The 10,980-nt window shown below is 50.1% G+C and carries 10 protein-coding genes; 6 read left to right on the top strand and 4 right to left on the bottom strand.

The features are described from left to right. Positions 1–669 precede the first annotated feature (669 nt). The 4 genes from IQ235_RS08420 (at position 670) to cobM (ending at position 5,163) form a co-directional block, all read left to right on the top strand. A complete protein-coding gene (locus IQ235_RS08420) occupies positions 670–1,569 on the top strand; it encodes a squalene/phytoene synthase family protein (protein WP_264321034.1) in 900 nt (299 codons plus the stop codon). A gap of 181 nt (positions 1,570–1,750) precedes the next feature. Then, positions 1,751–2,563, top strand: coding sequence for a carbon-nitrogen hydrolase family protein (locus tag IQ235_RS08415; RefSeq protein WP_264321033.1), 813 nt, complete (start codon positions 1,751–1,753; stop codon positions 2,561–2,563). 435 nt (positions 2,564–2,998) lie between these two features. Next, complete coding sequence (locus tag IQ235_RS08410) at positions 2,999–4,366, top strand: cation:proton antiporter (RefSeq protein WP_441373250.1); 1,368 nt, start codon at positions 2,999–3,001, stop codon at positions 4,364–4,366. Beyond that, complete coding sequence (gene cobM, locus IQ235_RS08405; RefSeq protein WP_264321031.1) at positions 4,366–5,163, top strand: precorrin-4 C(11)-methyltransferase; 798 nt, start codon at positions 4,366–4,368, stop codon at positions 5,161–5,163. Before IQ235_RS08410 ends, cobM begins: the two co-directional genes overlap by 1 nt. A 133-nt stretch (positions 5,164–5,296) precedes the next feature. Here the strand turns inward: cobM and IQ235_RS08400 are convergent, their stop codons facing one another. Both IQ235_RS08400 and IQ235_RS08395 read right to left on the bottom strand, forming a co-directional pair. Next, on the bottom strand, positions 5,297–5,872 hold the full coding sequence (locus IQ235_RS08400; RefSeq protein WP_264321030.1) for a Uma2 family endonuclease: 576 nt from the start codon (positions 5,870–5,872) through the stop codon (positions 5,297–5,299). Positions 5,873–5,897: 25 nt separating this feature from the next. Further along, complete coding sequence (locus tag IQ235_RS08395) at positions 5,898–8,183, bottom strand: tetratricopeptide repeat protein (RefSeq protein ID WP_264321029.1); 2,286 nt, start codon at positions 8,181–8,183, stop codon at positions 5,898–5,900. 243 nt (positions 8,184–8,426) lie between these two features. Between IQ235_RS08395 and IQ235_RS08390 the strand changes: the two genes are divergently transcribed. Then, positions 8,427–8,588, top strand: coding sequence for a hypothetical protein (locus IQ235_RS08390; protein WP_264321028.1), 162 nt, complete (start codon positions 8,427–8,429; stop codon positions 8,586–8,588). 523 nt (positions 8,589–9,111) lie between these two features. Here IQ235_RS08390 and IQ235_RS08385 read toward each other — a convergent pair. Both IQ235_RS08385 and IQ235_RS08380 read right to left on the bottom strand, forming a co-directional pair. Further along, positions 9,112–9,318 carry a hypothetical protein gene (locus tag IQ235_RS08385; protein WP_264321027.1) on the bottom strand — a complete coding sequence of 69 codons (207 nt, stop codon included), beginning with the start codon at positions 9,316–9,318 and terminating at the stop codon, positions 9,112–9,114. An 88-nt stretch (positions 9,319–9,406) separates the two neighbouring features. After that, complete coding sequence (locus tag IQ235_RS08380; protein ID WP_264321026.1) at positions 9,407–9,691, bottom strand: hypothetical protein; 285 nt, start codon at positions 9,689–9,691, stop codon at positions 9,407–9,409. A 398-nt stretch (positions 9,692–10,089) separates the two neighbouring features. Between IQ235_RS08380 and IQ235_RS08375 the strand changes: the two genes are divergently transcribed. Next, on the top strand, positions 10,090–10,980 hold an 891-nt coding region (locus IQ235_RS08375; RefSeq protein WP_319592561.1), incomplete at its 3' end, for a sodium/glutamate symporter.

Raw genomic sequence — 10,980 nt, 5'->3', positions numbered from 1 at the left:
GCGGAGTGGGTAAACGTTCGAACTGCTGGAGTTGCTCTTCTAGTTTTGCCAATCGCCGACGCTGTTTGCCATGCTCTTGTTTGAGGGACATACCATGTTTACCGGGTGTCTGGATACGCTCTGTATACCTATCTCACCATCCAACCGTTTTTTCGGGGTTGAGTGCGATCCCGAAAAAATTCGATCGGTTGCTGTGACAGCAGTATTGATATGCACCCCAAAACCAATCCACCAAGTCTCAATGCGATAAAGCTGGTGAGGTTAATTACCTCGATCGGCCGAATCTTACCGCCAGATTCTAGTTACAATTTAACTCAGATCCACAGAAATTCAGACTGTTTCCTGAAGAACTACTGAATTTTGCCCGCCTCATTTGATTCAAAAAAGGTGAGTAAATACGGAAAAGTAAGGTTCGAGGGAGTAAAAGCAACTGAGTCGATCGAACAGAGATTGGGGATGTAGGGTGGTACGTTGCTCGAGGTTTTTGGAGTTTTCGCGCTTGAAATTCGATCTAATCTATAGGTAGTTGAATTTCAACAATCGGTCAGCTTTAAGCCGATCGAGTTTTGGCAATTCTTACAGAGTTTCGGGGTATTCAGGGTGTATACATCCATTGATATTGGATTCGATTCAAAAAACGAGCGTTTTTCGAATGCTCGTTCGCGGCAGGTGCAAATTTCCCAATTGGTGGGATCGTCTTTGTACCGTGCCTTAGCTGATGATTCTCTCAAGGACGAAGACAACGTTGCTTGGGTGATGACATTAGCGCCTTCCGTTCGCCGAGAATGGATCGAGCGGATCGGCTGGATTCGGTTGGTCGATCGATGGGCGGAAAACGAGCTGCTCGACGATCGCTGTTGCGAATTTCAACAGTTTCGGGCGGGTTGGCAGTTTTTGTGCGATCGCGGGTTCGTGCCGCCAGGTCATCCTCGCGAGTCCATGCTGACTCGAATGCAGGCCTGTTGGTTCGGTCCGGGAGCAACTCGTGCCGACAAGCTGGCAGTGGAATCCTGGGATATTTACCTCCAGGCAATTTCCACCTACCACCAGCCCAATCTCGTTGTAGAAAGCCTCGAACAATACGAGCAGATGCTCGAAAATTTGGCCGGTAGATTCTTCCAGATTCTGCCATTTTTGCCGCCAAATCTTTGGCAAGCTGCGTGCTATTTCGGGATGCTCGACCAGTTCTACAACAACCTGCGCGATTTGCATGAGGATGCACAGCAAGGCATTTGCTATTTTCCGAGGGAGATTTTAGCGCGCTTCGGCGTCACTCGCGAGGAAATTTTGCAATTGCGCTGCTCGGGCAATCGCGGCTATTACCAGCTTATCGAGTTTTGGCTCGATGAGTACTTGCCCAGGTTGCGCGAGGCCGCCAATGGTTTCATCGAAGCCGAAGGACTTCATCCCTCCTGGCAAATTTTGCGAGATTGGTCGCTGGCTCGATACCGTCGTATCGAGGACATTTTCCGTTGCTGTGAGTTTAACTACGCCTGCTTTCCTCAATATTACTGGACGGCAGTCGCGGACGATCTAGAGCGGTGGAAATTGCGAACGAATCCTAACTAAACCGAATGTGGGAGATCGATTGCGGGAGTAGCGTCCCCATCTTCGATCGATCCCCCCACATCCATCGACCCTAGAAGTCGGGAGTCAGAAAGATCTTCTCGTTCTGACTCCCGACTTCTCACTTTTAGAGACAATGGAATTTGTCTTTTACAAATTTTCACCTCATTTCATCGATCGATCTATGAAGTCCTATCTTGCCGCAGCCATTCAAATGACCAGCATCCCAGATTTACAGAAAAATCTGGTGCAGGCTGAAGAACTCATTGACTTAGCCGTTCGTCAGGGAGCAGAGTTGGTGAGCTTGCCAGAGAACTTTTCGTTCCTGGGAGAAGAAAAAGACAAAGTCGAGCTTGCCCAAGAAATCTCCGAGCAAAGCGAGCAATTCTTGAAAACGATGGCACAGCGCTACCAAATCACCGTCGTCGGGGGTGGCTTTCCCGTTCCGGTGGGCGACCGCAAAGTGTATAACACTGCAACCATCGTCGATCCTCACGGCATCGAACTGGCTCGGTATCAAAAAGTACATCTGTTTGATGTCAACCTGCCCGATGGCAATACTTATGAAGAGTCGGGAACTGTTAAAGCCGGAACCGATTTACCCTCTGTCTATCGTTCGGAGGAATTGGGAAGTTTGGGTCTGTCGGTTTGTTACGATGTTCGTTTTCCCGAATTGTACCGCCATCTCTCGAGTAAGGGTGCCGATATCCTGTTCGTTCCGGCCGCTTTTACCGCCTATACCGGGAAAGACCACTGGCAAGTCCTCCTGCAAGCGCGAGCCATTGAAAATACCTGTTATGTTATCGCTCCAGCGCAAACGGGATGTCATTACGATTTACGTCATTCCCACGGTCATGCAACCATCGTCGATCCGTGGGGAGTTATCCTCGCCGATGCGGGAGATAAAAGCGGGGTGGCGATCGCCAAAATCGATCCCAACCGCATCGAACAGGTTCGCAGCCAAATGCCCTCCCTTCAACATCGAGTTTTTGCTTGAGGGAACTCCCCAGAACTGGGGATAGCCATTGCTCGCACAGAGTCAACGGTCACTTGTAAACGACGTGCTGCGGTGTCGCTGAATCGGTCACCATCGATGATTGGGACCGATCGACAGCGTTCAAATTTCGAGTCTATCGAACCTCGTCAATTGACTCGGAAAACTTGACCCGAGATGTTAATTGCTAATCACCGAGATTTATTCTAATTATTCTCTTCCGTGCCCGTTCACCTCCTGTATCTCCCCTGTATCTCCCGTATCTTCTGGATTTTCCTCGCCCCCAAGGACCCACACCCGAATCTAAACAAACGACACCCGCCAGCTTTTCCAAACTCCCAACCGATCGATAACCATGTACATTAGACAGAACGAGTTTTGAGTACATCGTGAATGTTTGATTGCATTGACTGGGTAAATCTACCCACGTTCTTTTCGATGCTTGTTGCCCGCAGCACGATCGCCCCGGTGCTAGCGGCAGCCACGGAAACCGAGCCAGAAGCTGAATCTTCTGTCGTTCTGGCTGGGGTGTTGCTGAGTTTGGTGGCCATCTACTTTGCTAGCAAAATCGGGGGCGAAATCTGCGCTCGGATTAACCTACCCCCCGTTCTGGGGGACTTAGTTGGCGGGGTGGTGGTTGGTATTTCAGCTCTTAATTTACTGGTTTTTCCCGATTCGGGAGCTTTGGGGAGCGATTCCCTGATTATGAGTATTCTCCAATCCACCAGCAGTTTGACCCCAGAAGCGTTGCAGGTGACCTTCGAGGCCCAAAGCGAGGTGATCTCCGTTCTCTCGGAACTGGGGGTGGTGATTCTGCTGTTTGAAATCGGACTCGAATCGGAACTTTCGGAGCTGATCAAATACGGACCTCAAGCGGCAATTGTTGCGGTGGTGGGAGTTGTCCTTCCCTTTACCTTAGGAACGATGGGGTTGATCGCCTTTTTCGGAGTGGCGACAATTCCGGCGATTTTTGCCGGAGCCGCTCTGACGGCGACGAGTATCGGTATCACCGCGAAGGTGCTCGCCGAAATCGGTCGTTTGAGTTCTAAAGAAGGTCAAATTATCATCGGGGCTGCGGTTCTCGATGACGTATTGGGAATTATTATTCTTGCGGTGGTTGCCAGTTTGGTTAAAACCGGCGAAATCGAAGTGATGAATATTATTTACCTGACCATTAGTGCGGGAGCATTTCTGGTGGGGACAATTGTCTTGGGGCGATTGCTCGGACCTTATTTTGTCGCCCTGGTTAAAGAGTTGAAAACCCGAGGTCCGCTGTTGATTTCGGCGTTGATTTTCGCGTTCTTGCTCTCTTATGTGGCCGCGGCCATTCAACTTGAGGCCATTCTCGGGGCATTTGCTGCCGGATTGGTGCTCGGGGAAACGGAAATCCAAGAAGAACTTGAAAAACAGGTGATTCCGATTTCGGATATGCTCGTTCCCATTTTCTTCGTGGTGGTGGGTGCGCGCACGGATTTAGCCGTTCTCGATCCGACGGTTCCCTCCAATCGTGCCGGATTGGCAATTGCGGCATTCTTAATTGTCGTTGCGATCGTGGGTAAGGTCGTCACGGGCTTTACGGTCTTCGGCCAGCCGGATATTAAGCGCTTGGGCATTGGCGTAGGCATGATTCCCCGAGGGGAAGTGGGATTGGTGTTTGCTGGAGTCGGTGCGGCCAGTGGCGTGTTGTCTGACTCGCTGCAAGCGGCAGTGATTGTGATGGTGATTTTGACGACGTTTATTGCACCGCCCTGGCTGCGGATAGTCTTTAACGATAGCGATCGCCTCGAAACGGTACAGGAAGAGTAATGACAACAGATGCTATTTCACCGGAGTCCCTTGAACCTGCGGTTTATATCGTGGGGGCGGGACCCGGCGATCCGGAGTTACTGACGGTCAAAGCCCAAAATCTTCTGGCACGAGCGGATGTCATTCTCTTTGCAGACTCCCTGGTGCCATCGCAGATTTTGGCGGGAACTCGCGCCGATGCGGAAATTATCCGCACCGGTCATAAAACCTTAGAGGAGATGCTCCCGGTGATGATTTCGCGGGTGCGCGAGGGTCGTTCGGTGGTGCGCCTGCACTCGGGCGATCCAACCCTCTACGGGGCCGTTCACGAGCAAATGCAAGCCCTGAGCGAAGCAGAGATTCCCTTTGAGGTCATTCCCGGTATTAGCGCCTTCCAAGCGGCGGCAGCAAAGCTGAAGGTAGAACTAACCGTGCCGGAGTTGGTGCAGACGATTATCCTCACCCGGATTAGTGGGGCGGCGTCTTCGGTGCCCCCGGCGGAGGAGTTGGCATCTTTGGCGGCCCATCGCGCGAGTTTGTGCTTGTATCTTGCCGCCCGCCACGCCCAGAAGGCTCAGGATAAGTTGACGGCACACTACCCGGCAGATACCCCCGTGGCGGTGTGCTATCGCCTGGGATGGCCCGACGAGCAGATGTGGGTGGTTCCCTTGCAGGAGATGGCGGCGGTGACCCAAGGGGAGAAGTTGATTCGGACGACGCTATACGTGATTAGTCCGGCGTTGGCAGCTAGGGGAGGAAAAACGCGATCGCGCCTTTACCATCCCGAACACGAGCATTTGTTTCGTCGCAGTCGATAAGTAATAAGTGTAGGAGGAGTGGGTAGGTTTAATAACTAGAAATTCAAGATCGACTTAAGGAGTAGGGTGGGCAGTTTTTCTTCCGTAGATTTAAGCTAGAACTGCCCACCCTACAATTTAAAATAGTGCCATCCTACCATATTGTCGTTAACTCTAAAATAAATTCCGGTAAAATATCTTCGCCAGAAAGCATTGTCGGTACATCGAGAATTTCCACATCTTGGTTAGGACGATAAATCTCAACGCGACGATTTTTCGGATCGATGAGCCAGCCCAATTTTGTCCCATTTTCGATATATTCAACCATCTTGTTTTGCAGGGTTTTCAAGCTATCGCTTGGAGAACGCAACTCCAGGACGAAATCGGGACATAAGGGAAGAAATTTCTGGCGTTGTTCGGCAGTGAGAGCGTCCCAGCGATGTTGGGGAATCCAGGAAAGATCGGGGGAACGGTTTGCGCCATTGGGTAGCTTAAAACCCGTGGAAGAATCGAAGACAATGCCAAGTTTGGTTTTGCGATTCCAGGATTGAAGTTGATAGTTGAAGTCAGAATTGCGGGTTCCAGTTTCTCCGCCTGTGGGGGTCATGATGATGATTTCTCCTAATTCGGTACGCTCGAAACGATAGTCGCGGTGGTGCTGGCACAGTTGAAAAAACTGCTCGTCGGTGAGTTGAAAAATGGGGTTGAGATCGAGGGTGATGGTTTCCATGATGGGTATCCTCCTAGTCTTTATTCTAGGATGTTGGGTTGAGGAGTCGTTCTTTTAAGTCTTGGCAGTCTTGGGCGAGGGGGATGCCGAGTTCTGTGGCAATTTTTAAAGCTCGATCGCAGTACTCTAGAGCAACATCAATATTGCCTAACTTTTCGTTAATCGCTGCTAAGTTTTGGAGTGCAGTTGCTTCGCCAGAACGAGAGCTAATCGTCTCGAAAATTTCTAAAGCACGCTGCATATTTTCTAATGCTTTTGAATACCGTTCTAATGTAAATTCGATTTTCCCAAAGTTGACTAAGGCTATTCCTTCACCTTGGTAATTTTTTATCTCTTTGGCAACGGCTAAACTTCGTTGATGAAAATCGATCGCCCTTTGGTACTCTCTCAGGGATTGATAAACAAGACCGAGATTTCCCAAAGCAGTTCCTTCCCCATTTCGATCGCCAATTTCACGCGCGATGGCTAAATGCTGCTGGTAAAAGTCGATCGCCCTTTGGTACTCTCCTAAGAATTGGTAAGCAACGCCGAGATTCCCCAAAGCAGTTCCTTCCCCATTTCGATTGCCAATTTCGCGCGCGATAGCTAAATACTGCTGGTAAAAGTCGATCGCCCTTTGGTACTCTCCCAAGGAATGGTAAGCATTGCCCATGCCATTAAAACAAATTCCGGTCCAGCGATTGTTGAGTTTACCTAGCAGTTGACTCAAAAGTTTGATCTGTTGACGATAGTACCCCCAGGTTTGCAGTTGATTGTGCAATTGCTCTTGTGTCGGCGAGTCAACCCGCATATTAAGAATCTCCTTTACTGCCTCCCAATCCTCCACCTGGCAACAATGATAAAACGCCTCCAAATATCCCCGCACTTTCTCCAAATTCTCCGCATCCGGTTCCGGTTGGTACTGGTTCAGCCAAACTTTTACAGCCATGTAATGTACTGCCTTCCAAAGTTCCGGCATCTTCTTGTGCAACCATTCCCCTGCGGTATTCCGAATCAGGTTGTGCTGTCGTAGAAAGAACTCGCCAAGTTGGGGATTATATTCGCGGATGGTTAACCCCCGCAATTTCAGCATCTCCAAAAGATTGTCTCCGTCTTCCCCTTCCACCATTGCCAGCCAAAAAGACTCCGGCACTTTACGGCGATAGACCGAAGCCGCAAGCAATAATCCAAATGCCGCCTCGCTATCCTGCTGCAACCGTTCCAAAGACTGCCGTACCCGCACTTTCACTCGACGCTGTAACTGCTGATTTCCTGGAGTGGCTTCAATCTCTTCAAACTCCCGACGGTATCGCTGCCAGTATCCCACGACATTTCCAGCAAAATCCGTGGCAATTTCCCCAGCGATGACTTCGAGTACCAAAGAATGTCCTTCGTAGGCATTTCCCATCCGTTTCAGGTATTCCTGCGCCTCGGGGGAAATCTCTGGTAGTTGTTTTCCCAGCAACTTTTCAAACAACTGCATCTGTTCGTCCCCGTTCAATCCCGATAGCGACAGTTGGTGCCAAAATCGAGACTTGCAACTGGCAAACTGAGTCGGTAAATCTTGGGAAGTGAGAATTAGCCGACTTTGACAAGTAGGACTCAGTAGCAGACGTTGGCAAAACTGCCACCAATCCCGATATTCTTCTCGAAACTCGTTGTGTACGGCAAAATCTGTCTTGCCTTCCAGTAGCACTTCTAAAGAATCGATTGGCACCAGATAGGGGTTCTCTTGCAATCGTTTCACCAAACGGTTGAGCAAAAATTGCGGCTGTGTCCGATCTTCTGCCTGCACTGTTTCTCCCATCTGCACCAGCAACCGTTCCACTGCCACCTCAAAATTTCGCGCCGTCTCGTCATCTAAATTCACCCCCCGCAACGGCTGCCATTCCGATTGCAATTCCCCTGACAACTCAACTGCCACCCGTTCCGCCAGCGCCGTTTTTCCCTGTCCGGTGATTCCTGTTATCAGCAGGATGCAGCAGTTTCCCCGCAGGTGTTCCGTCGCTTCGGCAAGGGGTTGTTGACGTTCTACCCAGGTTTCGGCGTTGTAGGTGCTGGGTTGGAAAGGATGAGATGGTGAATCAGATGGCGTTGGCAACGCTGTCTCAACTTCCTTGTCGGCAATGTCCTGCCAATCCTGTCCCAATTTTTCGCAAAGTTCGAGAAAAACCCAACGATCGACGGATTCCCCATTCAAAAACTTACTCACCGTCGATCTCGCCAGTCCCACTTCTTCTTTTAATGCTGTTTGGCTGGGAAATCCCTGACGTTTCAATGCCAACTTAACTGTATTGATGTGTTGCGGTGCGACTTTGAGCGATCGACCCATAACTCGATTGTCCGAACGGTTTCCTCGATTGTAGCGGCGAGGTTTCCGAGTTGCTGTCCGAGAATCGATCGACCTTGAACTCAGACATTCTCAGTCAAATGATTTCGATCGAGTTTCCGCAGCGATCGAATCTCAGACCAAAAGTCAGACTATAAATCGGACATTTGCACTCAAGTACTCAGTCTGGCGTGGTTTTAGATAGTTGCAGATGACAAAAAATACATTGCAATAGGAGTAATCGTCATGCAACCCATTCACGACACCAACACCTACACCAGCCAACCCACAACCCCGAATCTCCCGATCGAAGTTTCCCTACCTCCGGCTGGCAACACATCTACCACCACCCTACTGATGCTGACGTTCTGCGTCTGGCTGCTGCGCCAGCAATCGAGCGATCGCTAAGTCTCGCAGGAGAGGGCGGGTTTTGAAGATCGATATATTTCTTCTGACTCATACACTCTCGGGTATTTGAGTCAGTTTAACGTTTAACAGTCGCTCTCAATCCTGGCAAAGTTAGCTTCGTGGAGCACTAGAGTCTGTCATCAGTTAGGCCTACAATCGGGACTAGTGCTTCATGTCATTAGTTTTAAAAGTTCCTGTAGTTCTAAAACCCTTAATTTGCAAGCTTTCTAGAAATGAGTAACCTCGCAAAACTAATGGGACAGACCATTAGTTCTGGATCGAGTTTCTAGAATTTATATGACTTATGCTTTGACGATCGACTTGAATGCTAACTGGGAGCGGTTGTGGTGGATTGGCCCAGTATTGGACGACGCGATCGTAGAGTTCTTTGCTTTGTAACCAGAGGTTTTCTTGGGATCGGGGAAGAGTTTTCATCCGGGCGCACCTTATTTCCCAAACAGCTTACCCCTTAAGTTTATCGATTTGAGCCGTTAACACATCACCCGATCGGGCGATCGATATTTCATGCAGTTGCAGGTATCCCCAATTGCTCGTAGCTGCTGTTCGAGGTTTTTTGGGCAACGTCGATCGAAACGGTAATCAACGGAGAGGGCGAGGTTTGCTTCGATTCGGAGTTTTGCTTGGCTTCCCAATACTGCAACAATCTTTCTTGAACGGTACGACTGCAAAGCCAGGGATTCATGGGGTTTAAAATTACGGTAGTCGTCATAGCAGATAGGAATAGGGCCGACAATACATCTATCCTAAATTTGATGTCCGTTGGCGAGGGTGAGCCGATCGCCCGAGAAACATGAATTTCACCACTGGAAACGAGTGACTCGTACATCGAATGCAATGCGATCGCGATCGCAACGCGTGAGTATCATCCAGTCGGAGGAAGATAAGATCGCCAAGTAGAGGGATGTGGAAACCGAGCGAACGCTGTAATCTGCACGTAAGAAGGTCAAAGCACTAGATCGCAGATCGATCGCTCTGCGGGACGATTTTCTCAACAGAGCACTTATTTCTATCCACAACCCTCCCAAAAAGGAAGAAGAATGTCCCGCCATTACCCGACACCCATAGCGAGATCGAGCGCCCATCCGATCGCGATCGCACGAACGGTTTTGTCAAAGCCCCCAGACGAAAGAATGGCCCAACACAACCTATCCTCCATTGAAGGAGTCCTACTCATTCGAGACATACGGGAGATCGTCGATCGCTATCGCCAACGAATTCACGCGCGCGCCCAACTCAAAAAGTGACAGACTCCCGAAGTCGGTGTTAGTGTCGAAACATAAAGGACGATCGTCTCAAATATAGTGAAAAATTTAATGGAGAAGCTGACCCGAACACCATGCTAAATCTCCAAAACATATCGATATATATCTTTATTCTGTGTCTCCTCATCAGTCTAGTTCTTGGTCTTGTCCGATCGCTCGGACGTCGATTTCCATGGGTGAGGACACTCTATATTCCCAGTTTTGTCATCGTAACCACTTTGGTACTAATCTTCGGTACGGATATTCTCGGGGCAATGGCAAGTTCGGCCACCCCGGCAGTATCTAACGCTTTCACCCTTCAAGATGCCTTTTTCGCCTTCGTACTCATCGCCCTACTGATTCTTGCCGGTCGGTTCGTCCGGCAGAAAGTGTCGCTTTTTCAAGCACTCTTCATTCCCAGCTCGATCGTCGCTGGAGGATTGGCTTTACTCCTCGGGCCGGAAATTCTCGGGGCGATTTTTGGGTCGAATTCCCCCCTCGGTGGGGGGCTATTCTCCGAACCCATTCGTTTGGTTTGGTCTCAATCTCCAGGAGTCTTTATTAATGTTGTCTTCGCCGCCCTGTTTTTAGGGGAAACTATTCCCAGCCCGAGAGAAATTTGGCGCAAAGCCGCCCCCCAAGTGGCATTCGGTCAAACCATCGCCTGGGGACAATACGTGGTGGGACTGTTACTCGTCATCACAGTACTCACCCCTGTTTTCGGACTCAATCCGATCGCCGGGGCACTGATCGAAATTGCCTTTGAAGGGGGACACGGCACGGCAGCCGGAATGGCGGGCACGTTTGAAGAGTTGGGCTTTCCCGAAGGGGGCGATTTAGCGTTAGGTTTGGCCACCGTGGGTATCGTCACCGGCATCGTCTCCGGTATTCTCCTGGCCGATTGGGGTCGTCGTAAAGGATACGTCCAGGTTCAAACCGGCAAAAAAAATACAGATGAAAACCCAGAAGCCAACGAGGGCAGCCAAGAGGAAGGAGAATACGAAGACCCCGCCACTCGCGCCGAACGAGCCAGGTTGATGCGCGATCTGCTCATCGATCCGATTACCCTCAATCTGGGTTTTGTCGGCTTGGCCGTTGCCATCGGTTGGGTCATCCTCAAAGTCCTAGTG

Origin of the sequence: Zarconia navalis LEGE 11467 (assembly GCF_015207075.1) — a bacterium.
In the GTDB taxonomy this organism is placed as follows: Bacteria; Cyanobacteriota; Cyanobacteriia; order Cyanobacteriales; family Geitlerinemataceae; genus Zarconia; species Zarconia navalis.
Note: the sequence above shows the minus strand (reverse complement) of the source record. Positions and strands in the feature narration are given on the sequence as shown.